General features: G+C 44.7%; 25 protein-coding genes. 6 read left to right on the top strand and 19 right to left on the bottom strand.

Annotated features, from left to right (window positions below; genetic code table 11):
- Nucleotides 1-10 precede the first annotated feature (10 nt).
- From flgL to flgM, 9 genes are all read right to left on the bottom strand, one after another.
- Entirely contained in the window at nt 11-892 is an 882-nt protein-coding gene (gene flgL / locus ACZYRN_RS06750) for a flagellar hook-associated protein FlgL (RefSeq protein WP_488910766.1), read from the bottom strand.
- A 19-nt stretch (nt 893-911) separates the two neighbouring features.
- Entirely contained in the window at nt 912-2,600 is a 1,689-nt protein-coding gene (gene flgK, locus ACZYRN_RS06745) for a flagellar hook-associated protein FlgK (protein ID WP_488910765.1), read from the bottom strand.
- Between the two features lie 15 nt (nt 2,601-2,615).
- Nucleotides 2,616-3,053, bottom strand: coding sequence for a flagellar protein FlgN (locus tag ACZYRN_RS06740; RefSeq protein ID WP_488910764.1), 438 nt, complete (start codon nt 3,051-3,053; stop codon nt 2,616-2,618).
- Nucleotides 3,054-3,068: 15 nt separating this feature from the next.
- A complete protein-coding gene (locus ACZYRN_RS06735) occupies nt 3,069-3,506 on the bottom strand; it encodes a YaaR family protein (protein ID WP_488910763.1) in 438 nt (145 codons plus the stop codon).
- Between the two features lie 18 nt (nt 3,507-3,524).
- The gene (locus tag ACZYRN_RS06730; RefSeq protein WP_488910762.1) at nt 3,525-4,340 is read right to left on the bottom strand and encodes a flagellin N-terminal helical domain-containing protein; all 816 of its coding nucleotides are present in this window, start codon (nt 4,338-4,340) and stop codon (nt 3,525-3,527) included.
- Nucleotides 4,341-4,343: 3 nt separating this feature from the next.
- On the bottom strand, nt 4,344-4,787 hold the full coding sequence (gene fliS / locus ACZYRN_RS06725; protein ID WP_488910761.1) for a flagellar export chaperone FliS: 444 nt from the start codon (nt 4,785-4,787) through the stop codon (nt 4,344-4,346).
- Between the two features lie 45 nt (nt 4,788-4,832).
- Complete coding sequence (locus ACZYRN_RS06720) at nt 4,833-5,117, bottom strand: EscU/YscU/HrcU family type III secretion system export apparatus switch protein (protein ID WP_488910760.1); 285 nt, start codon at nt 5,115-5,117, stop codon at nt 4,833-4,835.
- Nucleotides 5,114-7,492, bottom strand: a complete 2,379-nt coding sequence (locus tag ACZYRN_RS06715; protein ID WP_488910759.1) for a hypothetical protein — start codon at nt 7,490-7,492, stop codon at nt 5,114-5,116. Before ACZYRN_RS06715 ends, ACZYRN_RS06720 begins: the two co-directional genes overlap by 4 nt.
- Nucleotides 7,493-7,557: 65 nt before the next feature.
- Nucleotides 7,558-7,827: a flagellar biosynthesis anti-sigma factor FlgM gene (flgM, locus tag ACZYRN_RS06710; protein ID WP_488910758.1), complete on the bottom strand. Its 270-nt coding sequence runs from the start codon at nt 7,825-7,827 to the stop codon at nt 7,558-7,560.
- Between the two features lie 151 nt (nt 7,828-7,978).
- Between flgM and ACZYRN_RS06705 the strand changes: the two genes are divergently transcribed.
- Complete coding sequence (locus ACZYRN_RS06705; protein ID WP_488910757.1) at nt 7,979-8,941, top strand: NERD domain-containing protein; 963 nt, start codon at nt 7,979-7,981, stop codon at nt 8,939-8,941.
- A 595-nt stretch (nt 8,942-9,536) separates the two neighbouring features.
- On the opposite strand, the gene ACZYRN_RS06700 is transcribed toward ACZYRN_RS06705, so the two are convergent.
- Genes ACZYRN_RS06700 through ACZYRN_RS06690 form a run of 3 tightly spaced genes read right to left on the bottom strand, consistent with a single transcriptional unit; the run spans nt 9,537 to nt 11,990 of the window.
- A complete protein-coding gene (locus tag ACZYRN_RS06700) occupies nt 9,537-9,947 on the bottom strand; it encodes a TIGR03826 family flagellar region protein (RefSeq protein WP_488910756.1) in 411 nt (136 codons plus the stop codon).
- A 58-nt stretch (nt 9,948-10,005) separates the two neighbouring features.
- Complete coding sequence (locus ACZYRN_RS06695; RefSeq protein WP_488910755.1) at nt 10,006-10,668, bottom strand: ComFC family protein; 663 nt, start codon at nt 10,666-10,668, stop codon at nt 10,006-10,008.
- A complete protein-coding gene (locus ACZYRN_RS06690) occupies nt 10,665-11,990 on the bottom strand; it encodes an ATP-dependent helicase ComFA (RefSeq protein ID WP_488910754.1) in 1,326 nt (441 codons plus the stop codon). The genes ACZYRN_RS06695 and ACZYRN_RS06690 overlap by 4 nt, the downstream gene beginning before the upstream one ends.
- A 145-nt stretch (nt 11,991-12,135) precedes the next feature.
- Here ACZYRN_RS06690 and ACZYRN_RS06685 point away from each other — a divergent pair, with 145 nt between their 5' ends.
- Nucleotides 12,136-14,424, top strand: a complete 2,289-nt coding sequence (locus ACZYRN_RS06685; protein ID WP_488910753.1) for an S-layer homology domain-containing protein — start codon at nt 12,136-12,138, stop codon at nt 14,422-14,424.
- Nucleotides 14,425-14,458: 34 nt separating this feature from the next.
- On the opposite strand, the gene ACZYRN_RS06680 is transcribed toward ACZYRN_RS06685, so the two are convergent.
- The 6 genes from ACZYRN_RS06680 to ACZYRN_RS06655 all read right to left on the bottom strand — a co-directional run bounded on the left by ACZYRN_RS06680 (nt 14,459) and on the right by ACZYRN_RS06655 (nt 18,877).
- A complete protein-coding gene (locus tag ACZYRN_RS06680) occupies nt 14,459-15,307 on the bottom strand; it encodes a DegV family protein (protein WP_488910752.1) in 849 nt (282 codons plus the stop codon).
- A gap of 206 nt (nt 15,308-15,513) precedes the next feature.
- Complete coding sequence (locus ACZYRN_RS06675) at nt 15,514-15,978, bottom strand: S-ribosylhomocysteine lyase (RefSeq protein WP_488910751.1); 465 nt, start codon at nt 15,976-15,978, stop codon at nt 15,514-15,516.
- Nucleotides 15,979-16,013: 35 nt separating this feature from the next.
- On the bottom strand, nt 16,014-16,622 hold the full coding sequence (locus ACZYRN_RS06670) for a Cif family virulence factor (protein WP_488910750.1): 609 nt from the start codon (nt 16,620-16,622) through the stop codon (nt 16,014-16,016).
- A gap of 75 nt (nt 16,623-16,697) precedes the next feature.
- Nucleotides 16,698-16,973 carry a hypothetical protein gene (locus tag ACZYRN_RS06665; RefSeq protein ID WP_488910749.1) on the bottom strand — a complete coding sequence of 92 codons (276 nt, stop codon included), beginning with the start codon at nt 16,971-16,973 and terminating at the stop codon, nt 16,698-16,700.
- A 35-nt stretch (nt 16,974-17,008) separates the two neighbouring features.
- Nucleotides 17,009-17,689 carry a response regulator gene (locus ACZYRN_RS06660; RefSeq protein ID WP_488910748.1) on the bottom strand — a complete coding sequence of 227 codons (681 nt, stop codon included), beginning with the start codon at nt 17,687-17,689 and terminating at the stop codon, nt 17,009-17,011.
- Nucleotides 17,690-17,710: 21 nt separating this feature from the next.
- Entirely contained in the window at nt 17,711-18,877 is a 1,167-nt protein-coding gene (locus ACZYRN_RS06655) for a sensor histidine kinase (protein WP_488910747.1), read from the bottom strand.
- 316 nt (nt 18,878-19,193) lie between these two features.
- Here ACZYRN_RS06655 and ACZYRN_RS06650 point away from each other — a divergent pair, with 316 nt between their 5' ends.
- Both ACZYRN_RS06650 and ACZYRN_RS06645 read left to right on the top strand, forming a co-directional pair.
- A complete protein-coding gene (locus ACZYRN_RS06650) occupies nt 19,194-19,832 on the top strand; it encodes a YigZ family protein (RefSeq protein ID WP_488910746.1) in 639 nt (212 codons plus the stop codon).
- A 93-nt stretch (nt 19,833-19,925) separates the two neighbouring features.
- Nucleotides 19,926-20,960 carry an LCP family protein gene (locus ACZYRN_RS06645; protein ID WP_488910745.1) on the top strand — a complete coding sequence of 345 codons (1,035 nt, stop codon included), beginning with the start codon at nt 19,926-19,928 and terminating at the stop codon, nt 20,958-20,960.
- Nucleotides 20,961-21,015: 55 nt separating this feature from the next.
- Here the strand turns inward: ACZYRN_RS06645 and ACZYRN_RS06640 are convergent, their stop codons facing one another.
- On the bottom strand, nt 21,016-22,083 hold the full coding sequence (locus ACZYRN_RS06640) for a glycosyltransferase family 4 protein (protein WP_488910744.1): 1,068 nt from the start codon (nt 22,081-22,083) through the stop codon (nt 21,016-21,018).
- Nucleotides 22,084-22,289: 206 nt separating this feature from the next.
- On the opposite strand from ACZYRN_RS06640, the gene secA2 reads away from it, so the two are divergent.
- Nucleotides 22,290-24,641, top strand: coding sequence for an accessory Sec system translocase SecA2 (gene secA2, locus ACZYRN_RS06635; protein WP_488910743.1), 2,352 nt, complete (start codon nt 22,290-22,292; stop codon nt 24,639-24,641).
- A 5-nt stretch (nt 24,642-24,646) separates the two neighbouring features.
- On the top strand, nt 24,647-25,540 hold the full coding sequence (locus ACZYRN_RS06630; protein WP_488910742.1) for an accessory Sec system S-layer assembly protein: 894 nt from the start codon (nt 24,647-24,649) through the stop codon (nt 25,538-25,540).
- Nucleotides 25,541-25,606: the final 66 nt, after the last annotated feature.

The following is a 25,606-nucleotide window of genomic DNA, read 5'->3' as shown; positions in this document are numbered from 1 at the left end:
AATCCTCCTTTTAACGGAGATAATCCATCAATGTAGGCTGAATAATGCGGGAACCGACAGAGAGGGCTGCTTTATGAACCGTTTCCTGCACGGTCAGCTCTGTGACGACTTTCTCAAAATCAACATCTTCATTTTCTGATAGAATGCGTGAAGCGATAACCGCCTGCTCGGCCATTCGGGATTCCATCAGTTCGATCCGGTTAAAGCGGGCCCCGATTTTCGCACGGGCGGTTGAATTGTCCGCAATGCGGGCATCCAGTTTATCAAGAAGGCCGCTCAACTGTGCCCCTGTTGATCCGTCACCTAATGCGGTGACGACTTCATCGACTGTTGAAAAAAGATCTTCAGAAAAGGCTTCGCCAGGGCTAATATTCACTTGAATGTAAACCCCTTTTGACAGTTCCAATTCCATTTTCCCTGCGTTATCTGAAACCGTTGTGCCAGCAGCGGTTACGTTGACAGGCTTTGTTGCCGTCGCGGATCCATTGAACAAATATTTATCACCGAACTTCGTGTTCGCAATTTCCACTAAATGTTCTTTCAGCTGCGCCACTTCTGCTTGTGCCGCTTTCCGCTGTTCGCCATCGTACGTGTCACTCGCCGTTTGCACGACGAGTTCGCGCATACGGTCAAGCGCGAGTTTTGCTTTATCAAGCGCGGAGTCGGAATTTTCGACCCAGTTATACGCTTCATTAAAATTACGCTGATACTGTTCCACTTCTGCGAGACTCCGGCGGTACGTCATCCCTTTCATCGCGACAACGGGATCATCTGATGGACGGGTAATTTTTTTCTGGCTGCCGACTTGTGTGTTTAATGTATCAAGCCGCGCAAGACTGGCCGTTAAGTTTTTCATCATGTTCGATGACAGCATCGATTGTGTAACGCGCATGTACTTTCAGCTCCTCCGTTTAACGGCCGGCTACACCCATGCCGTTAATAATTTTATCAAGCATTTCATCTACAATCGTAATCATTCGCGCCGCGCCGTTGTAGCCGTGCTGAAATTTAATCAAATTGGTCATTTCTTCATCGAGCGAGACAGACGAAACAGAATCGCGGTTCGTCTGAACAGCCCCGAGTAACACATTGACGTTCCGCTCCATCCGACTTGCCTGCTGGGAATCGACACCGAGCCGTCCGATCACGCCTTCATAAAAGGAGTTAAGGGAGCCTGTTTTAATCGGCAAATCACCCGGAATCGCATACGTATTCGTTGTTCCGAGCAGCTCAATCTCATTTCCCGGGTTCAGCAAATGGCTGCCGATATTCGCAAGGTTGAGCGCATTATTGCCATCGCCGATGTTCACTGAACCGTCCGCGTTTTTCGGAACAGCAGACGCTGCGACTTCGTTTGACGTGATGGCAGAAACACGAATGGATCCCGCTGCGCCCGCATAAACAGGCATGCCAGCGGCCGGGGTGTTGGTCTCGAAAATGTCTTTTCCGGGATTTCCTTCCGCATCATAACCTAGTTTATGAATGTCATTAAACAGTTGTTTTAACGAATAGGCAAACTTGTCCAGTTCATCAATCATATTTTGGTAGATGCCGACCGTCGCCTCTTCAAGCGTCGCCGCATTTCCATCTGTATCTTTTTTTCCTTTATAGCCATATGATTCAATTAAGCCGCGAATTTCGCCTTGAGCGAACGAAACAGCCCCATTGTTGCTGTCAACGAGCGAAACAGAGGTGACCGCTCCTGCTGTATCACCTTTGTCATGCGTAACAAGATGCATTTCGTCAATGCGGTTGCTGCCGGCGGGAACATCAGTCGTGACCGGCAAGCTTGCGCTAAAACTGAACTGCTTATATTCCGTTTTATTCATCAGTTCGATTTTGTTTCCCGCTGTGTCCACCATGCTGATTTTGAAAATACCTTCTGCCACCGGTAAATCATTGCCGCCGCTTTCTTCTGTCTCAATGGATAGACTCATATAGTGAGACAATTCATCCACAAGACGATCCCGTTCATCATACAGGTCATTCGGCAGGTAGCCATTCGGTTCAACTTCACTAATTTGTACATTCACGTCAAACAGTTTTTGAATTACCGAGTTCGCTGCACTGACCGTCACACCGATCTGGCTGCCAAAGTCATTTTTCACAGCGGTTAATGAATCGGACATGTAGTTAAAGGTGTCGGTGACCGATTGTAAACGCTCGAGCACAACGCCGCGTGCGCCTTCGTTTTCAGAAGAGCTGGCCAAATCTTCAAGTGACTGCCATAGCTCTGTCATCGTCGCCGCTAATCCTTCTTCTGTCGGTTCATTAATGATGTCTTCTACTTTCGTCAAGGCATCCGAACGGGCACTCCAGTAGCCAAGCTTCGTGTTTTCCGTCCGGTACTGCACATCAAGAAACGAGTCCCGAATGCGCTGAAGCGATCCTGCCTCTACCCCTGTTCCCATTTGACCGGGGATGTTCGGACGATTTAAGCCGACAGCAGGATACGGTGTTGTCGTTTGAAAGTTGACACGCTGCCGCGAAAACCCCGGTGTGTTTGCATTCGATATATTATGGCCGGTGACGTACAGGGCACTTTGCTGTGTAAACATGCCGCGTTTGGCGACTTCGAGTCCCATAAAAGTTGATCTCATGTTGTTCTTCCTTTCTTATGCTTTCGAGTCAAACAAAGGTCCGGATACAGGGCCTTCATTGTCTCCGTCCGCTGCATACGTGCCGGAATCAGGTGGTGACAGCAAATCGAGCTGCATGTGCACGAATTGAAGAGATTGCTCGACAAGCTGAATATTTAGTTCATTTACCTCTTTTAACTGTGTCAGCACATCCATCAGTTCAGCACACACCGCTTCTGCCCGAACTTGTTCTTCTTCTGGCAATGACGGCAGCCGCTCGCTGACGGTTTCATCCGATTCACTCACACGACGCTTTTCTAAAATCGTGATCGCGCCAACATGCTTCTGTTCTTCGCGGACAATCCGGTTTAACTCGTCCATGTCCCCTTTTTTGACGGCATCGGTTTTTAACTGCGCCAGCTGCAAAAGACTTTTATGAAGCGCCAGCTGCTTTTCAAGCGTGTCTACAAGCATGACAAGGAGCCCTCCTTATGTGTATAGGTTAATGAGCAGCCCTTGGATTTCGCCCACTTTATTCAAAAGATCAAGATGTGTTTTTTCTTTGTTCAGAACGTCGTTTGCAAGCTGCGTCAGCCGGCTGTCGACTTCTTTGACGATTTTGTACACTTTCGTCCGGCCGCGCCGGTTGAAGCCGCGCTGTTCTTCCAATTGAAGGCCGCTGTTCACTGCTTCCTCCAGAAATTCTTTGACCATTTTTTTATATTTACGCAAGTCGTCAATTGTCCGGTGTTCGGCTAATTTTTCCCCTTGCGTTTCAATGTCTTTCATCATGCCAGTCATTTTTTCAAGCGCTACATTTTGACGTTTCGTCGAAATAACATCCGTGAAGGACACCGATGCTTTTGCTGTTTCTTCTTTACGCTCCGTCCGGTTGAGCGCGGCTTTTCCTACGCGATTCACTTCCATTGCCGTTCACCTCAAATGTTATTGAAGAAGCTGAAGAATGCCTTGCGGAAGCTGATTCGCCTGAGCGAGCATTGCTTGACCAGCTTGATTCAAAATATTATTCCGTGTAAACTGTGTCATCTCTTTCGCCATATCAAGGTCACGGATGCGTGATTCAGCGGCCGTTAAGTTTTCATTCGCTGTCTGCAGGTTTGTGACTGTATGTTCCAAACGGTTTTGGATTGCGCCAAGATTGCTGCGTTCAGATGAAACTGTTGCAATCGCAATGTCGATTAAGTCAATAGAGCTAGAGGCTAAGGCATGTGTACTCACATCAATTGAATTTACCCCAAGCTCTGTGGACGTCATTGTAGCGATCGTCAAGTTTAACATTTGGCCTTCATTTGCCCCTATTTGAAAATCAAAACCGGCCGTTTCGCTTCCGTTTAGCAGTTCTTTATTATTAAACTGGGTTGTATTCGCAATGCGATCAATTTCTTCTATTAATTCATCGATCTCTGCTTTAATAGAGACCCGGTCAGATGCTTCTAGTGTATCATTTGCTGACTGTACGGAAAGTTCACGCATACGCTGTAAAATTTCATGCGTGGAGGAAAGGGCTCCCTCTGCCGTTTGAATAAGGGAAATCGCATCGAGCGAGTTGCGTTCAGCCATGTTCAGTCCACGTACTTGAGAACGCATCTTTTCAGAGATGGCAAGCCCTGCTGCGTCATCTGCAGCACGGTTAATACGGAGACCGGATGATAGTTTTTCAAGGCTCTTTGATGTGGCATTGTTCGTATTGTTCAAGTTTCGGTAAGCGTTTAATGCTTGAATGTTATGGTTAATTCTCATCGGTTATTTCCCCGTTTCCATTGTATTCGTTGGCCGCTCTTCTAAAAAGACGTTTTGTTCATACACGTTTTGTTTTCGTTTTACCGGTCTCGCCGGTGCGTTTTTTAATGCTTCATTCCAACTGTCTGACAACGTTTGAAACAGCTGCTCTGCATCATGAAGCGTTGCGGCGTCCTTTTTCACGTTCGCCTGCACGACGGTGTCGGCGATAAAATTATACACCTGGTCGAGCTGATCGGCGATGATACCCGCTTCGTAGTTCAGTCCAGCGCCAAGCCGGTTTACTATATCGTTAATTTTTTGCATCGAGCGGTTCGCTTCAACAAAGTTTTCTTCTTGTATAGACCGGGCTGCGTTTGCAAATTGCTCCAGCCCCGCTTCATATAATAAAGCCGTCAGTTGCTGCGGCGTTTTCTGGTAAACTATTTCTTTTGTGATCCATTCCATCGTTTCTCCACCTCACTTTATTGTATCGGCAAAATACGACAAAGTTTAATAGGCTGAATCCATTTCTTCGATTAAAATCAACATTTCAGCGATGACTGAATACAATTGTGGCGGAATGGAATCACCAAGGTCGATATCGAGCAATTCGGATAATAGTGAGGCGTCTTGTTCCATCGGGACGCCATGCTCGTTCGCCAGTTCAAGTATTTTCGCCGCAAGCGCGCCTTTCCCTTGTGCAACAACAGTCGGTGCATTTCCTTCTTCGTAGCGGATCACCGCAGCAGATGGCCCGTTCAGTTTACGGCGGTTTATCTGGTTGTAGTAGCTCATATGGTAAAATCAAATCCTTTCGCCGTTGACGTTTTTTCTCGTTTGGATGTTACTGCATCCTGTTCTTTCGTTTGAAATTCATTAAACTGAACGGAACCAACCCGATAGCCGATGTCAGCAAGACGCTCTTTTAACACAACGGTAAGCGGCTCCATTTTTTGCTGAAAATCCGGTTTATCATTTTGTACTTTAATAGACAGGTTTTTGTCAGCGGATGAGATCGTAATGCCGACCGGTCCTAGTTTTTTCGTGTCGAATAAAAAGTAGACAGAACAATTCTCCCAGTCTACTTGATTGCCTCCGTTTTTGGAACGGATAAAAACGTTCACGTTTTCAGACTGGCCGCCAAGTAAAAACGGCAAGGACATCATCATTGACTGCAAGCCGGGATCCGCTTTGCTTAACAGCTGCTGGCCCGTTAACGTGGTCATCATCTGTTCTGGTTTTCCATCTGCTGCTTGCTGATGCATCTGGCTTAAAAGGGCTTGCTTAACAGAAGGGAGCGTGTCTGCTTTTTCTCTTGAGGCGAGCGCTGCCGCCTGCTCCTGTTCGTACGTAAATCCAGCCGCGCGGACAAGTTCAAATGCGCTGCGAGCCGTCGGCGTGTCGTATAATCCAGCCATTGCACCGGCTAAAACGCGCGGTGCCGTTTCTGCGGTTTCCTGTGTGATCATATGCATGACGCGGGCATCGGCCGGTTTAAATGTTACTTTTTCAATGAGCGCTTTTACTTCTGCTGTCAGGCGGGCCGCTTGCTGCGTATCCCCTTTGGCGAGCAGTTTGCGTGCTTCCGCCAGCTGACCGGACGCTTGCATAAGCTGCTTTTCCGTTTTCATATCGGTATATAGCATAAAATCGCTTTTTAAAATAGCGTTATCAAGCGTTTTAATCGCTGTTTCGATGACCGGTTTGGCCGGCTTTGGCGCTTTTTGCGCGATCAACAGTTCCGTCGTTTGCAAATTACGTGTAATGTCCCGCTTGAATTGCTTAAAATCGATGGCGGACTGCGACATCTTTTCGGTCACTCGTGTGACGAGCACGTCTTTTGTCTGAGGCGGTACGTGCGCGAACAATTCATCCGGAATAACCGCGGTTTGTTGAGCCGGTGTCGGGATAAGCGGTTCGACCGCTTTCATGAGCTCGCCCCGTGCCGCCATTTCTTTGCCCGAAGCAAAAAGAGCTTCTGCTTTTTCAAACGACGGCTTCCATTCTGGCATGGTCTCTTTTATATAGGAAAGGACCCGTTCAAAGGACGGTTCTTTTTGAATCATTTGGGCGGCTTTTTGAGCAGGGCTCGTTTCTATTTGATCTGTTCCCGGGATCACAATGCTGGATGCCGGCAGAGCGGAAGACATTTTCGCGTTAGCCATTTCGGCTAAGTGAAACGCTTCAGCAAGCGGTTTAAGAACAGCTGTCCGATCTCCGGCAAACAATGCCCGAATCGCCTTCACGATATGTTGGACCGGTTCACCGCTTTTCATTTTTTGACTCATTTCGATGAAGAGGGGATTGTCCGGCTGCTGCTTTACTAATAGTTGTAAAGCCCCTTCTAATTTGTTTTTGGCTGTATTTAACAGCTTCTCTGTTTCTGCTATTGTGTCTTCTGCTGTATGCTGAGACGTTGAAACGAACTGTTTGATGAATGATTCGACCGCTTTCATCCGTTCTTTCGCCGCAGTCACTTCAGACGGGGCTGCAGACGTTTGTTGTTTTAATAATGTTTCAATCGTCTTCGCCAGTTCTTTTGCTTCAGCTGAGTCTAACGGCACAGATCCTTGCTGTTTGACTAGTGCCTCAATGGCTTTAACGAGTTCTTTTACGGCCGCTGCATCCGACCGGAGCGCCGGTATTTGTTCTTTCACAAGTGCTTCAATCGCTTTGACCCGTTCTTTTGATTGAGCGGATGCCACTTCTGCCATCCTATTTTTCGTTAAATCGATCGCTTCTTCCGTTCGGCCAAGCTGGAGTGCTTTTTCGATCGCCGCTTGTGTATTTTCAGGGAAAGAAAGACCAGATTGTTTCAGCCATTCCGCTGCTTCTTTGCCAAACGGCACGCCCGTGAGTGCAGCGTGAACCGCTTTTAGTTTCGCTTCATTCGGCATGATCCCTTTTTCAGCGAGCGCTTTAACGGTTGCCAGCTTTTCTGTTTCAGTGCCGGATGCCGTTTCCATAAACGACTGGACCGCTTGCGTCGCTTCTTTCGTAAGCGTAAAGCCCCGTTCTGAAAAGGCCGTTATTTCTGGCGGCTGCTTTCGTGCAGTCGGTATGTTCGCTCTATTTGAATGAGCGGTCTCTGCTGCCTGAATGGCACTTTCTCCTTGAACCGGGGCGGCGGCCGTTTGCATCGGCATAGCGTTTGGCTGAATTTTCATCATCGTGTCTCCTTCCCTTATTCTGTACATAAAGAAAGATCGCCCGGAATGTATCTTGGGCGACCCGGTTACTCCTGTCCGTAAAAGTTGAGCATTGCTTTCGCGGTGGCTTTCGCATCTACTTTATAAGTGCCATTTGCGACTTGCTCTTTCAGAAACGCGATTTTTTCACGGCGTTCAGCCAGTAGTCGTGTAGAGCCTTGCATTTCTTTCGCTGCTTTTGAAATTTCTAGTTTGTCACTCGCTGCTGCGCTGGCGGTTTTCGCCTCGTCCGCTTTTTTCAGCTGTTTCTGATACGGATTGATCCCTTGAATGCCGGGTGTTTGATTAATTTTCATCTCGTATCCCCGCTTTCCCTGTTTCTATGTGGTGCTCTTTATATCGGCAAGACTGTGTAAATGTTTAATGGGGATTTTTTCGTGGTTTTGCAGAAGGACATTTGGCAGAGGGCATCGAATAGTACCTGCAGTATGAATGAAAGGAGTTTTTATGTCAATCATTAAAAAGGTGGAAAAACCGTTGTATTTGCTGAAGCTGGAGGCTTTGCTGGGGAGGCTGCCGAATCATCATCCAAAGCGGGTAATTGTAGGTGAGGAGGCGGCAAAAGTAACAGCAGGATTTCGCGGCGAGCAGTCCATCGAATATTCGCTCAAAGAAGTACAACATCAAGTATCCATTTTCAACGATTTACGCCTTCAAAGTTCTTCAGGTTCATTCTTTCAATTGGATTTCCTCATCTTGACCCCTTATTTCATCGCTTTGATTGAATCCAAAAATTATATCGGTACTATTCATATTCAAACGGATCACCGGCAAATGATTCGAACGTTTGAGGGCAAAGAAACTGTTTTTCCGGATGCTATCTTGCAGTTGCGGAGGCAGACACGGCACTTAACCGACTGGATGCATGATCATTCTATTGTACCCATTCCAATTCCCTCGTTTGTGGGGATTGCTAACCCGACAACGCGTTTTGATGTTTCACCGCCGCACCCCGACTACTTGCACCGATTCATTCGAGCCATTGAACTTCCCGATACAACACATTCACTTTTGCAAAAAAACAAAACAGAATTTTTAAAAGCAGATCAGCTGCGAAAATTCGAACGGATGCTGTTGAAAAATCATGTGGTGTATGACCCCGATCTTTTAACTAAATTTAAAATAGATGAATCGTCGCTCTTAAAAGGAGTGCAATGTCCGAAGTGTACCCATTTCTCAATGAAACGGATGAGTCAAAGATGGCACTGTCCAGCGTGCGGTGTTTTTTCGAAAGATGCGCACATTCAAGCCATTCAGGATTACTCTTATTTGATCAAGCAAACGGCGTCGAGTGTTGAAATTGCCCGGTTTTTAATGCTAGATTCTAGATTTACAGCATACCGGATGCTCATATCGATGAATTTAAAGACTAGTGGTGGTCCAAAAAACCGAATTTATTATTTGAGATAAAAATGCGCACGTATTTTTGTGGATTCGCTCACATTCACAGAATCCCGCACCTATTTCAGCCGATCCGCACACATTCACAGAATCCCGCACCTATTTCAGCCGATTCGCTCACATTCACAGATTGTCGCACCTATTTCAGCCGATTCGCTCACATTCACAGAATCCCGCACCTATTTCAACAGATTCGCACACATTCACAGATTGCCGCACCTATTTCAACAGATTCGCTCACATTCACAGAATCCCGCACCTATTTCAGCGAATTCGCTCACATTCACAGAATCCCGCACCTATTTCAGCCGATTCGCACACATTCACAGAATCCCGCACCTATTTCAGCCGATTCGCACACATTCACAGAATCCCGCACCTATTTCAGCCGATTCGCACACATTCACAGAGTATCGCACCCATTTCAGCGAATTCGCTCACATTCACAGAATCCCGCACCTATTTCGGCCGATCCGCACACATTCACAGAATCCCGCACCTATTTCAGCCGATTCGCACACATTCAAGGAGTAACGCCCCTATTTCACTACATCTGCTCACAACCATCTCCCGCCAACAGCAAAAACCCGCCGTCTGACGGGTTTTAGTCTTTTTTCGTATAGTACGTTTGCTGGCTCGGTTCTTGTTTTGTCCGGCTAAATTCTTGTTCCCGTTCGTGAAGTTTCAAATCTTGATCAATTTCGCTAATGCATTTTGCACATAGCTTGCCTTTTTGAATAATCGCACCGCAGCGGTCGCACGGGTAACCTAAGTTTGGAAATTGAGCAGCTTGAAGACGTCCTTTTTTCACCCACCGTTGAATCATTTCTTCTGTTGCACCGGACACTTCCACAATCCGCTCCATCGTCGCAGCACGGTTTTCTCTTTTTCGTAAAAATGCATAGACTTCCTGGTACAATTCTTCTTCGGCGCGCGAGCATTTCGGACATACTTCACGAAATGCATTTTTTATATATAAATCTCCGCATCGCGGACAATCAATGACTTCATTCATGCCCTTCACCTCTTGTTTCTCTCAATTAGTTCTATTTTCATAGGGATTGACGAAATTGTCAAGAACCGCTTCGGGCGATCGTGATCGATTTAACCGATGATGCCCCTGCTTCCATCAATGCTTTTGCGACGAGCCGGATTGTCGCGCCTGTCGTATAAATATCATCAATAACGAGCACCGATTTGCCCTCTGCATGGCCAATCGGATAAAACGTCTGGTCCGCCGTGATCCGCTCCATACGCGATCTTTTGGCCTGCTTTTCCGATTCCAACCGGCTAATAAGCGGTACATGCCGAAGACCAGCTGCTTCGATAAGCGCTTCCGATTGATTAAACCGCCGTTCCGCAAGCCGCGTTGGCGGCAAAGGAACCGCACAAATCAGGTCACACGCCGCCGCCAATGCCATCCGCCGCACATCATCCGCAAAAATAGACGCCAGCACATAATCGCCGCGATACTTAAACCGGGCAATGATCGCCTGCATCGATTCGTTGTATACATAAAGGGATTGATTGCCCCTAAACGCACTCTCCCCCCATTCCTCACACTCCGAACAAATGCCGCTCACCTCCATTGGCCGCGAGCATAGGCGGCATGAAGGACCCGTTATTTTCACTAGCTTCTTCAAACACGCTGGACAAAGGAGAGGGGCTTTCGCGCCAAAAAAAGAGAGCCAACATTCCATTTCCGTCTCATTCTCACAAAGTAAGCACTGCTTCATCTATCAATGAGCCCCCTTTTTATTCCAAGTCTGTTCATCTCATTGATTTGCCCGATCGCTTTCATCATCGCATCTGTTTTTCCATAATGAAAAAAGAGGACATCACCTGTCGGAAAGTCGGCGCTGCGTCCCGCTCGGCCCGCTATTTGAACGAGCGCACTTTCTGTAAAGACCGCCTCTTCTGCACCAACCACGGCGACATCAATGCCCGGAAAGGTTACGCCGCGCTCAAGAATCGTCGTCGACAGCAATACTGGTATTTCCTGCCGGCGCATCGCTGCTACTTTTTCTTTTCGAAACGGATCACCTGCGTGAACACTTTCAATGCGCGGATCAATTTCTTTTAAGAGAGGCAATGCTTTCTCCATCGTGTCGATATGCGGATAAAAAAGAAGCAGGCGCTGCCCTTCTTTTACTTTCGCTTTTACCCACAAAAGAACATTCTTCGGTGCGATCGTTTTCTTCCAGTTGCCGCACCATTCTGTTTTCGGCACCGGAAGCGGATGACGATGATAGCGGGCTGGAATGAGTGTCGCCTCGCGTTTGCCCGTTTTTACTTCGGACTGCCATTCTGCATGCGGTGTAGCCGTTAAATAAATAAGAGCGGATTCAGGTTTTCTTGCTTTTTGAACAGCAAATTGCAGCGAGCGGTCAAATGTGTACGGATAAGCATCGACTTCATCTACAATTAAAACGTCGAATGCACGATAAAAGCGGTATAGCTGATGGGTAGTCGAAATGACGAGCGGACTGTATGTGTGGCGGTCGGGACTGCCGCCATACAATGTAGCAGGCGGTGTATGAGGAAAAACGGCTGTGAGACGCGGTGCGAGTTCGCGCACGACATCGGCTCTTGGCGCAGCAATGCAAACGCGTTTGCCGGCAGAAAGAGCAGATGCGATTCCTTGAAATAATACTTCTGTTTTGCCTGCTCCGGCTACTGCCCATACGAGATGTTCACGTAAATCGGATATGGCGCGTTCGACGTTAATAGACGCGGTCTTTTGACCGGCAGAAAGAGTGCCTGTCCAGTGCAACGTTCCTGCTTTTTCATGATGTTTAGGCGGTGGGCCAACCCATGTGTACAGAGTGGTGCAGGATGAGATTTTGCCCATTTCGATACAGTGGCGGCAGTATGTACATATGTTGCCGCATCGGGCACAAGGGTGGGAGGCAAAGTTCGTCGTGTTGTTGCAGCGGTTGCAGCGAGGCTGTCCGTTGTCGAAGTGAAGAGCCGGACGGGTGGCAATGTGTTTATCCGGAAGAGTCTTGCATTCTTCGTCAATGAGTTCTCTTCCAGAAAAAAAGAGAGCATCTTTCATATTTCACGTCCTTTCGCTATCAGTATACGTATTTTGCGGTTTTATGACAATCGTTATCATATTGTCATCTTAATTTAACATAGAGGGTAATTTTACATATGTTATAATTTAATTTGTCATATTTATAAAAAAGAAAGGGGAACCTATGCGAAAAATTGGAGGAAGTCTCGTCGTTTTCCTGCTTGTATTTACGTTTGTTTTACAAGTATCCGCACAGACTTTCAGAGATATTTCAACCCACTGGGCAAAACCAGAAATCGAATCCTTAACGGACGAAGGCGTCATCTTTGGATATGAGGATGGGACATTCCGTCCATATACACAAGTCACGAGAGGTCAGTTTTTGGCGTATCTTGTGCGCGCACTTGATTTACCGGCCGGCAGTTCGGCATTTCCGGATGTTCCTGCCAGCAGCAGCCTTTACAATGAAATTGCCGCTGCCAAAAAAGCCGGGCTTATTCTCGGAAATGCAGATGGACAGGCACTCCCCAACAACCCGATTACCCGTTCAGATGTCGCAGTTATGCTTGATCGGGCCATGCAGCTAAAAGGCAGCTATACGAAACGCGCACCTCTAACCTTTACAGATGCGGCTAAAATCGGAAAGTATGCATACGGGGCAGTGGAACGAATGACATTCTATGGTCTTATTTACGGCACAGCGGATAACAAATTTGAACCAGCAAAAATCGCGACGCGCGGTGAATCAGCCGTGTTCGTTCACCGTCTCATGTCAAAACTTGATCTGCTTGGCGGTTCAAAGGATCCCATTGAAATTCCGGAGCCTGCTGATAATCAAGAAGTGGTTATTCCCGTTAATAATACTCAATACGTAAAAGTGCGCATGAATACGCGCGGTATTCCGCTTACATACAATAAACGGACGACTGATTCACATATTTTATCAACTGATACACATTACTATTATCATATGGGGAATGCATCCAAGCCGCTTGGATCCTTGCAAGTCACACTTCGTCAACTCGATAATGGAGATACTTTTATTTTCACGAAGTTCCTTCATAATGGTGACAATACGTATTCTGCTTCTGTCATTATGCCATTCTCGCAATCTGACAATTACTCATTAGCTAAATACGCTTCGCACGGAACGGTTGATCAGTCTCATGACCCTACGTTCGGTGTGGATAAAACATCCCATCCGACCGGTATTTTATCGGTAAAAAATGGATCCACTGTGACAAATGAAGTAATGATGGGTAAAAATTATATCTCGGTGCAGCGTCAAACCAATTATGCAAATGGGCAGCGCTCTGTTCTTCGCGAACTTTCAAGCGAACGAGAAAGCTATAATTTGTATACAGATCCGGCGCGCAAGCTTGTGACCGCTCATCAAAACGTATCCGTTCAGTCAAAAGCCATCTCAGAAACGTGGGCACTTGTGTCTGAAAAACCATTGTTTGCAAGTGAGTCAAACCGAAATGACTGGTTTAAACGGACCATTCTCGAATACAGTCAAATTAATAATTGGCTGACGGCTGACGGCGCATATACGAAGCTGCCTTGGTCCATCGAGCCAGGATACAAAATGGGCTACGGGCGCAATATTGGCCGTTTGCAAGGCGGCATTTATTTAACTGCCTATAATGGAAATAAAGAACGTTATTTCCGCGACTTAGTTATAAATGCAGTAGCCGATCTTGATGTATTCTCGGATGGCGCCATTACAGCCGGAAAAAGCCCCATTTTCAAAACAGAATATACGAGCACATGGCTGAAAAATACGTATGGCACAACAGCTCCTTATATTGATACACGCCATAACGAAAATGCGGCCTTGTTTTTGAAAAACACAGGAGAGGCCCTTTCAGTATCAAAGCTTGCAGAGGCGAATTTGCGCTATGCCGACTTTCTCGTAAACCAGAAAAGTCTTGGCAACACGATTGCGGTAACCCCGTCAAGTTATTTAATTGCCGATTATTACGCAATTGGCAGCAAAAAAACACACGTATCTCTTAATCACGCACTTGGCGAGATGAGATTTTTGCTAGAAACGTATAAACAAACAGGCAACACGAACTATTTAAAAACAGCACGCGAATTAAAAGCAGGTATTGAAAACTTGCATCCAAAATGGATTCGCTCAAATGGCGATCTCTGGTACCAAATTAACGGATCGCTCGTCTTCTCCGGCAATGACTATGATTGGCTGACATTGATGGACTTACTGTTAAGTCAACAAGCATTTGCTGAAAATGGAATCGAACGAAGTGCCATTTTTGATGCGATGATTCGTTCCAAAACAACGTATTTAGTTGATCATAATATCCCGATCAAAGGACAGATTATTTTGCTGCTGCAAGAACAAGGATTTGGCGACCTCGTTAAAAATGCATCAGCCGCTGATTCCTCTTCGCAAAAACTTAATTACGACGATCTGCCAAAAGATACACTTGATTTATTAGCTGAATAAACAAAAAAAGTGTCCCAGCAAAGGGGACACTTTTTTATATGCACTTTTTTGTCCAGCCCATCGCCAGAGCACTTTCGCCAAGGTGTGTGCCAATAACGGGACCGAAGTGGCTAACGCCAAATTCAGCGTTTGGAAATCGGCTTTTCAAATCGATCATCCAGTTACGGGCATCGGCTTCACGGTTTGCGTGAATGATGACCGCCTGCAGTTTATCGCCTTTATTATAGTCCTCTTCAAATAAGTCGCCGATTCGATTCAGCGCTTTTTTGCTTGTCCGTATTTTTTCAAAGGGGACGATTACTTTATTTTCAATATGAAGAATGGGTTTCACTTGCAGCAAGCTGCCAATTAACGCCTGTGCACTGCCCAGTCTCCCACCGCGCTTTAAATGATTTAAATCGTCGACCATAAAATACGTTTTGGTAGACCGCTTCATTTCCGTCAATTCTGCTATAATTTCAGCTGGGGTTTTCCCCTGCTTAGCCAATTCAACAGCCCGCAAAACGTAAAAACCTTGTGGTGCGCAGCTGACTTCAGAGTCAAAGGAGTGTATATCAAGTCCTTGCACCATATTGGCCGCAACCATCGATGACTGATACGTCCCGCTTAGGCCGCTTGATAAATAAATGCCGACAACCGCATCGTATTCATGGGCAATCTCCTCGTACATTTCAACAAAGTGGCCGATGACTGGCTGTGATGTCATTGGCAGTTTGCCGCCTTCACGCACTTTTTTATAAAACTCTTCTGTCGTTATATCAAATTCTTCACGATAAGCATCATTGCCAAAAATGACGCTAAGCGGGATCATATAAATATTTAATTCCTCACGAAGTTCTTTCGGAAGATAAGCCGTACTGTCTGTCAAAATTGCCGTCTTCATCTTCTGTACCTGCCTTATTTTTATTTGTCCCGCTTTAACGGAATACGGTTTTATGCTATACTTCCTTATTTTATCTGAATAATTACTTTTTTGCATCCCTTTTTCATGAAAGAAACAATGTTTATAAGATCAGCCTGCTTCGTGAGAATTGCTTCCTTATTGTTTAACGGAGCCATAAAAAAAATGGACAAGTTGTCCATTTCCACTTAAGCGAATACTTCTGTCCATTCATTTCGTTTGGCAAGCATGTTACGGGCAATATCTTTCGCTCCTTCAAGACTGTGGCTCGCTGCCCATCCGCATTGTACTTCGTTGCAAGCAGGTACTTCAGTCGCTTCTAATACATCGTTCAATGTTTTTTCAATAATTGTTAAAATGTCTTCGTAATCATCATGATTGATGACCGCAATATAGTAACCCGTTTGGCAGCCCATCGGACTAATGTCGACAATTTTATCTGAATGATTGCGGCTGAATTCCGCCATCATATGCTCTAGTGAATGAAGGGCTGGCATGTCCATATGCTCTTTATTTGGCTGACAAAAACGGATGTCATACTTTAAAATTTTGTCACCATTCATTCCTTCTTTTACACCTGCAAGGCGGACGTATGGTGCCTTTACTTTCGTATGGTCCAAGTTAAAGCTTTCTACATTCATTTCTTTCGTCATATGTGTAAAACCCCTCTTTTCTTTTCATTATATCATCATTCCATGGCAAACAGCGAAATCTGTTTCCATCCGGCTTCCTCTTTTTTAAATACCATAATCTGACGCGTCGTCTGGCTTACTTCTTTCCCTGTACCCATATCTTTGGATGTGGATTTCATATTCATAAAGACGTTCGCCGTTTTCATTTCTTCATCGTACTTAATAATTATCGGATTAAGCGGAGTCATGGATGCTTCAAACGTTTCAAATACTTTTTGAACGTACAATTTTTCTTCTTTGTAATCAAATGATTCCGGCGTTTGGGAAATCGTCGCCATGTAACTGTCGATGTCTTTGTTATTAAACGATTCAACCTGCTTGTCCAACACGGCCAAAATGGCGGTTTTCTCTTCTGCCGGAACATTTTCAGCTTCTTCAATCGGGACTTTCTCCGTTTGTGCAGCAGATTTTTCCTTCGTACTTGACTCTTCATCGGCAGTCGTTTCATTCTTTTGTTCATCTGAAGCCGTATGGGTTTCCTGTGTGGCCGTATTGGCCGGTTCACCATCACTTGCCGAGTTAGCGGCTTCATGTTGTTCGTCGTCCCCGCAGCCTGCAAGCAAAGTGCCCGTCAGGAGCAGCACTGTCATCCATTTATATGTCAACGTTATTACACGTCCTTTCTTTATTTGTATTGTAAAAGAAAAACAGCCCGCGCTCAACCGGCGCGAACCGTTTTTTCAGTAATAGGGATAGTATGGTGGACGACCGTAAATAATTGGCGTGAGCAGACTGCCTGCTAAACCGCCAAAAAGGCCGCCAATAAATGGATCTTGGAAAATGCCGTACCCTCCATAATAAGGCGGGCGGTTATAATATGGCGAACGGCCATAATATGGATACGGCCCTCGAAACGGACGGTTATAATATGGACTCACTGCTTTATTTCCCCCTTTGAGTTTCGTCTTTCCATCATATGCAGCAAGACGAACCCGGGTGAGCGAGCCTTTTTTCATGCACAACCTTTGCATACAAGTCCGGATGGTTTTTCTTAGCGTACTTCCACCCATCCTTTTTTAATCGCTGTAACGACAGCCTGTGTGCGGTCGTTAACGTTCATTTTTTGTAAAATGTTACTCACATGGTTTTTGACTGTTTTTTCACTAATATAGAGTGATTCACCGATACCACGGTTGCTTTTGCCGTCTGCGAGTAATTGAAGCACTTCGCATTCGCGGCGCGTTAATAAGTGAAGCGGACGGACAACTTCTGATTGTTGGAATCCTTTTCCTTTTCCATCATCATTTGATAGACGGCGGTAGTCAGCGATCAAGTTATGAGTGACACGCGGGTGTAAATACGATCCGCCCGCTGCGACCACTTTCACTGCTTCGACAAGTTCTTCGGCATCCATCTCTTTTAATAAGTAGCCAAGCGCACCTGATTGGAGTGCATGCATCACGTAGTTCTCATCATCATGTATCGATAAAATAATCACTTTCGTGTCCGCATATTTATCAACTAACTTACGTGTAGCTTCTACTCCGTTTACTTCTGGCATGTTAATGTCCATGATGACCACGTCCGGTTTATGCTCTTCAATCAGTGCAAGTGCTTCAGAACCGTCTTCTCCTTCAGCAAGCACATTAAATGTTTCTTCAAAATCAAGAATACGCTTTACTCCTTCACGGAATAATTGATGGTCATCAATAATAACAATGTTCGTCGTCATTCTCTTTTCCCCCTCTGAGTCCTAAGTTGTTGTCTGCTTCAATATGGGCACGCTAATAAAAACCGTTGTGCCATCGGACGGTTTAGAATGAAAGGCAATATCTCCTTCTAGAAGCTCAACCCGCTCCTTCATCCCCATAATCCCAAATGAACCTGATTTCATTTCACTTACCACGAATCCTTTGCCATTATCTTTCACGACAGCAAGTACTTGTTCTTTTTTGATTTCTAATTTCACTTGAATAATCGATGCATTGGCATGTTTTAATGCATTTTGAACAGATTCCTGAATAAGGCGGAACAAGGCAACCTCGAGTTTTGTCGGCAGCCGCTTATCCATCCCCATGTTGACGAATTGAATGTCAGGCTTTGCAGCTTCGGACCGGTTGTATTCATTAACAGTCGCTAAATACTTTTTCAACGTAGGGATTAATCCTAAATCATCGAGTGCCATCGGACGGAGGTCATAAATAATCCGTCTTACTTCATATAAAGCAGAACGCACCATTTTTTTCAAGTCGTGTATTTCTTTAAATGCTTCGTCCACTCCGTGTTCCCGATATATTTTTTCAATTAAATCAGAACGCACAAGAAGATTTGCCATCATTTGAGCCGGTCCATCGTGGATCTCACGTGAAAGCCGCTTCCGCTCTTCTTCCTGTGCTTCCATTACCTGCAGACCAAATGCCTGCTTCGATTGAGCTTGCTCAAGTGCCTTTCCAAATTGTTTCATGTCCTGCGTTAAATAGTTTAGAACAACAGCTGTTTGTGAGACAAGATGTTCTGCTCGTTCAATTGTCGTATGTACGGATAGTAAACGGCGGTCAAGGTCATTGCGCCGGTCTAACAGCTGCTTTTCATTTTGACGCAGTACAATAAGCTCCATTTGCAAATCATGCGCTTTTTCATACGACTCCCGCACGATGTCCTCTGAATAAATAGAGAAATCCCTACTTACTTCAGACAATCGCTGACGGGCCATCTTCACTTTCCGTTCCAGCTCTTCATGCTTCATAAAAGCAATTTGAATATGACTTTTGACGAGTTCAAGCTCTGTGGTTAGCGTTTCATAATCACGTCTGCTTTGTTCAGCGATTGAAAAGATCTGATCTTTACTTTGATCAACCGTTTCAACCATTTTATCCAGTATGGTATCAAGCAGTTTTGTATCCGCATTTTTTGTCGACATAAATGATCCCTTCTCCGGTTTTTAAATACCTCTACAAAAGACACATTCTATTTTCCTTATTACTGTATCTTTTGAAGGCGGAAAAAATACGCAGTTCTTTTTAATTCACTGATAAAAAGACCCGGTGAAAATCTCACAGGGAAGGATATTATCATTATATCATTAGTTTAAATGTCGAACATTAAAGTTTATTTACGATTTGTTTAAAAGTATTTCGGAGCATGACGCTTTTCATCCGGACTATTTTCCTTTACGATAATGAACAATAGTTAATACCCTATTTTTTTATAAATAAAACCATTTGGAGGAAAATAAATTGCTATCTAACTATAAAACGGTAAAAGGCTATGGCGAATTTGAACTAGTTATTCAAAAATCCCGGTTCATTGCTCACGTAAATCGGGCTGAAACGGCCGAAGAGGCCTTGGCCTTTATCGATCGTATTAAAAAACAGCATTGGAATGCGACACATAACTGTTCTGCTTACATGATTGGTGAACACGATCAAATTCAAAAGGCAAATGATGATGGCGAGCCGTCCGGTACAGCCGGTCTGCCTATTCTAGAAGTCATTAAAAAGCGCGGACTCAAAGACACCGTGATTGTGGTCACCCGTTACTTTGGCGGCATTAAACTCGGTGCCGGCGGTTTAATTCGCGCATACGGAAAAACAGCGTCAGAAGGGCTGAATGCGATTGGTATTGTCGAGCGCCGCCTTATGAAAATTATGACGGTATCAATTGATTACACATGGCTCGGAAAAATTGAAAATGAGCTGCGCGCCTCTATTTATGGAATAAAAGAAATACATTATGTAGAGAATGTAAATGTAGATGTTTTTGTTGAAGAAAAAGATATTGCCGTTTTTTGTGAAAAAATGACGGAATGGACGAATGGACAAGCTATTTTCACAGAAGGTGATGTTCTCTATAAAGAAATGGATATAAGTGAATAAAAAAATTTACGGAATTGTCGTTTCATAGTAGAATATAGAAAAGCTTGGCTTTTAACATTCAACAAGAAATAACCATTAAAAGGAGAAACATACATGGCTTCAACTAATCAACGATCCGGAAGACGGCGCCGGAAAACGCAAAAGCGGCGGATTTTCTTTTTCGCCTTTTTTATCCCTCTTTTACTTGTTGCCTTTACGGCTGCAGGATATACGGCCAACCTGCATAAGAAAGCCGAGACGGTTTTTACAGATTCTTATGAGGATGATGGGCGTGTTAAATCCGACTTGCGCGATGCAGATGTTCATCCGCTTGAAGACAATATTTCCATTCTTTTCATGGGAATCGATGATAACGTCAATCGCGACTACGGCACGAATACGCGGACTGATGCACTCGTTTTAGCCACTTTGAATATAGAAGATAAGTCGATTAAAATGTTAAGTATTCCGCGCGATACTTATGCATATGTTCCGGATCTTAATGATTACTACAAAATTAACCATGCACATGCAACAGGCGGACCGCTTTCAACAATGGAAACGGTTGAAGAACTGCTTGATGTTCCTGTCGACTACTATGTTCGCATGAACTTTTATGCATTCGTTGACGTTGTCGACGCATTAGACGGTATTAAAATGGACGTCCCATTTGAAATTGAAGAAAAGAATTCCAATGACATTCATGGGGAAATTAAATTAGAGCCTGGCATGCAAAAATTAGATGGTGAAGAAGCCCTTGCTCTGGCGCGTACACGTAAATATGATAACGATATTGAACGCGGCAAACGTCAACAAGAAATTTTACAGGCGACTGTCAAAAAAGCCGTATCGTTTAATTCCATTACGAAATACGATGAAATTTTAGAAGCCATCGGAGCCAACATGCGGACAAATATGACATTCAGTGAAATGAAATCACTGATTGAATACGGCAAAAACGGCCACATTAATTATGATTCTCTTACACTCACTGGTACAGATGATTTCACAAACGCTGGTGCTTACATTTATCGACTGGATGAAACAGAACTTGATGTCGTAAAAGGGAAACTGCAGCGTCACCTTGACATGGACTCTTCTATTGCCTCTGAAGAAGAAACCGGCACATACAGCACAAACGACGAATAAACAGATGAATAAAAAAATCCCGCTGAGCCAATTCCGGTCAGCGGGATTTTTGCATTTATAAATTCTTTTTCGTGCCGCTCTTCACAAAATTTAAAAGCGGCTTATAATCGTTGCCTATTAAACCAATACTTTCAACAAACAGTTCGATCGCGATTGTAATGACTCCTATTAGGATGATCGCTCCCCACACTTTCGCCATGGAGAAAATAATCGCAGCGAGACCGAACATCATGGCAATCGCATAAATAATTAAAACCGTTTGTTTATGTGTATAGCCTGTCCGAAGCAGGCAATGATGTAAATGAGACTTGTCCGGTGCGGAAATCGGCTGATTGTTCAGTTTCCGGCGGATAATCGCGAAAATGGTGTCTGATATCGGCACACCGAGAATGATGATCGGAATGATCAGCGAGACGACTGTGATGTTCTTAAAGCCAAGCAGCGATAAAACACTGATAATAAAGCCTAGAAAAAGAGCTCCGGTATCGCCCATAAAGATCTTTGCTGGATGAAAGTTATATTTCAAAAAGCCTATCGCACTTCCAGCAACAACAAGCGCTACGCTCATTACATACAGATCGCCTTTCATAAAGGCCATTAAGCTAATCGTTAACAGGGCAATTGTAGAAACACCTGCCGCTAAACCATCAAGACCGTCAATTAAGTTAATCGCGTTCGTAATGGCTACAATCCATAAAATAGTTAAAGGAATACTCAAGTAACCAAATTCAATCGTGCCACCGAATGGCAAATTGACGAAATTAATTTGCACACCGCCATATACAACGACAACAATGGCCGCAAGGAGCTGTCCTGCCAGTTTTACTTTTGCTGAAAGTTCAAACCGATCATCAAGAACACCTGTTAAAATAATAACGATACTCCCGATAATAATAGCTGGATTGATGAGCGGCTGTTCTAATGGGGCAGCTGGCCGCAGCACAATTATGCCAATTAAAAAGCTGATAAAAATTGCCAAGCCTCCCATACGCGGCATAATCCGCTGATGCACTTTCCGGTAATTTGGCTTATCAACAGCCCCTATGGCAACGGCAAACTTTTTTACGAGCGGCGTAATCGCAATCGAGGCCAGCACGCAAATGATAAAGGCAAGTAAAACCATATTTTCCTCCCTCTGTTCATTCAGAAGCATCTTTTGATATATTTTGTAAAACGATTTTTTTACAATTTCATTTCATCGTTAATAATTATAAAGGTAAAAGCATTTTATATCCATCAAAATGAAGAAAAAGAACCTTATATTTTCTTTTAGTTCGTCTTTTGATAAGATAAGATGATGGAAAGTTCTCCAGAGGAGTGAACAAGAAAATGATCTCTTTATTTCGAAAAAAAAGTGCCGATGACCGGCAGATTAAATCATATACAAAAACAGTCAACCTTATTAATGAACTCGAATCAACAATAGCTGAACTGACCGATGAACAGCTGCGGGGGAAAACAGACGAGTTTAAAAGCAAGCTAGCAGGCGGCGCCTCCGTTGATGACATTAAAATAGAAGCGTTTGCGGTTGTCCGTGAAGCAGCCAGACGTGTTCTTAGTATGCGTCATTACGACGTCCAGTTACTGGGCGGACTTGTGCTGACGGATGCAAATATTGCTGAAATGGCCACCGGTGAGGGGAAAACACTTGTCGCCTCATTGCCGAGTTATTTGCGTGCCCTTGAGGGAAAAGGTGTTCATGTTATCACGGTGAACGACTATTTAGCCAAACGTGACCGCGATACGATTGGACCCCTTCATGAATTTCTGGGCCTTTCAGTTGGCTTAAATTTGCCAATGATGACGCCTGCTGAAAAACAGGCTGCCTACCAAGCAGATATTACGTACGGTGTCGGAACGGAATTTGGCTTTGATTACTTGCGCGACAATATGGTTTGGCACCCTTCACAGCGTGTACAGCGTCCTTATCATTTCGCCATCATTGATGAAGTGGACAGCGTCTTAATTGATGAAGCGAAAACGCCGCTCATCATTGCCGGCAAAATGCCCCCGGCAGCTGATCTCCATTATATTGGCGCACGCGTGGCCAAACGATTCATCCGTGATGAAGATTATCAACTCGATGATGAAACGAAAGCCGTCAGCCTGATCGATAAAGGAATTGAAAAGGTGGAAAAGGCGTTCGGTGTTGATAACTTATATGAAATTGAGCATCAAACGCTTTATCATTACATGATTCAGGCCGTTCGCGCCCATGTTATGTTTGAGCGCGACGTCGATTATATCGTTAAAGACGGTGCCATTTTACTCGTGGACATGTTTACGGGCCGCACAATGGAAGGCCGCACGCTAAGTGACGGTCTTCATCAGGCAATTGAAGCAAAAGAAAATTTAGAAATTACCGATGAAAATAAAACACAGGCGTCCATCACGATTCAAAACTATTTCCGCATGTATCCACTTTTATCCGGCATGACGGGAACAGCGAAAACAGAGGAAAAGGAACTGCTTGAAGTGTACAATATGCACGTAGTGAAAGTGCCGACAAACCGCCCTATTCAGCGCATAGATAAGCCAGACCGTATTTATCGGACACAGGAAGAAAAATACGCGGCGGTAACGGCGGAAGTCTTATCTCGCCACCAAACAGGACAGCCTGTTCTTGTCGGGACAACATCCATTTTACAATCAGAAAAAATTGCAGATCACTTCAAAAAAGCAGGTCTTTCATTTGAATTGTTAAATGCAAAAAGCGTTGAACAGGAAGTCGAGCTTATTTCCCGTTCTGGCCAACCGGGCCACATTACCATCGCCACGAATATGGCAGGACGCGGAACAGATATTTTACTTGGCACGGGCGTTCCTGCACTTGGCGGGCTATACGTGCTTGGAACAGAACGGCATGAAAGCCGCCGAATTGACAATCAGCTAAAAGGGCGCTCAGGCCGCCAGGGAGATCCCGGCTCAAGCGAATTTCTTATTTCACTTGAAGATGATATGTTCCGCCGTTTTGCAAAAGATGATCTTATCAAGCTTGAGAAAAAATTGGAAACAAACGAAGATGGACTTGTGTTAAATAAAAAGATGATTGAATTCGTAGACCGTGTGCAGCGGATCGTTGAAGGTTCCAACTTTGCGATGCGTGAGTACAATTTAAAACTTGATGATGTCATTAATGAACAGCGCGGCGTTATTTTCAGCCTTCGCAACGCGGTCATTGAAGATGAGACACAGCAGGATCGTCTTATTGATATTATTAAACGGGCTGTCCGCGAAGAAATTGACTTTTATTGCGCGGAGGACGTCTCGTCTGAAGAATGGCAATTGGATCTTTTAGCTGGTCATTTACAGGCGATGTTTGCCGGGCGTGCTGTTCCTCTTCCGGAAGAGCCTTCTCATGTAAAAGAAATTGCTTCAGCTGTCGAATCTGTGACAGGACTGCATATTGAATGGCTCCAACAACAGTACGAGCCGAAATGGGATGATTTTGTAAAACGAATTATGCTTACCACCATTGACCAGCTTTGGGTTCAGCACCTGGAACAGATGACACGCTTAAAAGAAGGAATTGGTCTAAGGCATTATCAACAGGAAGACCCGCTGCGTATTTATGCGCGTGAAGGGTTGCAGTTATTTCAAAATACGTACCGGAATTTGCTCCGTGATATTTCAATCAAAACCGCTGCGTTGTTAAACGAAGTGACAAAAAAGGAGAATTAACCGCTATGGTATCTTTTTTTAAACGTAAAGGAAAATCGGATGCCGATTTAAAAAATGATGGACGTGAAAGTGCTGTATCCGCTAGTGATATTACCGGTGATGCAACAGCACCTGACAGTGAAGAAGAAGTAACGACTGCTCTTTCACTTCATCCATCCGTTGCTATCCCGAAAGAACAAATGTATGTGCTTCAATTTTTAAACAATGAGCTCCCGCCGTTAAAACGGAATCAATTGTCACTTTCCGGAATCGAATGGAGTGAACAGCCGGCTGGACTGGCCGTATCCGCCTTTGTCCGCAATACAGTGGATGAAGAAATCTCGCTAGGAGACGTGCCGCTGCTTTTATTAAATGAAAAAAATGAATTAAAAGCACGCCATACCTTTCCGTTAAGTGAACTCGGTGCACTGCCTCCTGACTCAAGCCGTCCATGGACATTTGTATTTCCTTCTGTAAATAAACATGTGGAACTTGGCAAAGAGAACTGGTTGATTGCGTTTGATTTAACGTCAGGGAAACATAAGCTGGACTTAGACCCAAAATGGGAAGAGTCCCTCCCCGCTTTGGAAAAAGAAAAGCTTGAAGAATTGGTTGAAAAATTAGGTGCTCCCCCAAAAGATGAATTGAATTTCACCGGTTTAAATGCCCAATTTCTTAAAAATGGAAACCTTACAATTTCATTGTTGATCCGTAACGGATACGAGCGGAATGTAAATATTGAAAAGCTGCCGCTGAAACTGATCGATGCAGCCGGCGATATCGCAGCTGAAGGCCAGTTTAATGTCGGTAATCTCGAAGTGCGGGCCAATACGGCAAAACCATGGACCTTTATATTCCCTGCTGTCCTTATTAAGAAAGAAAAACCTGATTTATCCAAATGGAGTGTGCATGTCACATAATGATAAAAAATCCGGCGAGTTTTCGCCGGATTTTTTAGTTGAAAAGCTATGTTAAGATGGTTGTCG

It is taken from the genome of Domibacillus sp. F004 (assembly GCF_057814295.1).
Note: the sequence above shows the minus strand (reverse complement) of the source record. Positions and strands in the feature narration are given on the sequence as shown.